This is a genomic window from Enterobacter cloacae complex sp. IR5412, assembly GCF_049237385.1.
In the GTDB taxonomy this organism is placed as follows: domain Bacteria; phylum Pseudomonadota; class Gammaproteobacteria; order Enterobacterales; family Enterobacteriaceae; genus Enterobacter; species Enterobacter intestinihominis.
Genome location: NZ_JBMKHQ010000008.1, coordinates 1 through 298 on the forward strand (window position 1 = coordinate 1; position 298 = coordinate 298).

The 298-nt window shown below is 52.3% G+C and carries 1 protein-coding gene; it reads right to left on the minus strand.

Annotation, left to right across the window (positions count from 1 at the left end; all coding sequences use genetic code 11):
* Nucleotides 1-298: GTP-binding protein (locus ACOTX2_RS15130; protein WP_421625936.1), on the minus strand; the 298-nt coding region annotated here is incomplete at both ends.

Here is a 298-nt window from a genome sequence, read left to right on the forward strand (position 1 = left end):
GACCGGTAACAACGGTACCACGACCGGAGATGGAGAATACGTCTTCGATTGGCAGCAGGAATGGCTTGTCAATCGCACGCTCTGGTTCTGGGATGTAAGAATCCAGGTAGCCAGCCAGTTCGATGATTTTCTCTTCCCACTCTGCTTCGCCTTCCAGCGCTTTCAGCGCGGAACCACGAACGATTGGGGTATCGTCGCCTGGGAAATCGTACTGAGACAGCAGTTCACGAACTTCCATCTCTACCAGTTCCAGCAGCTCTTCGTCATCAACCATGTCGCATTTGTTCAGGAACACGAT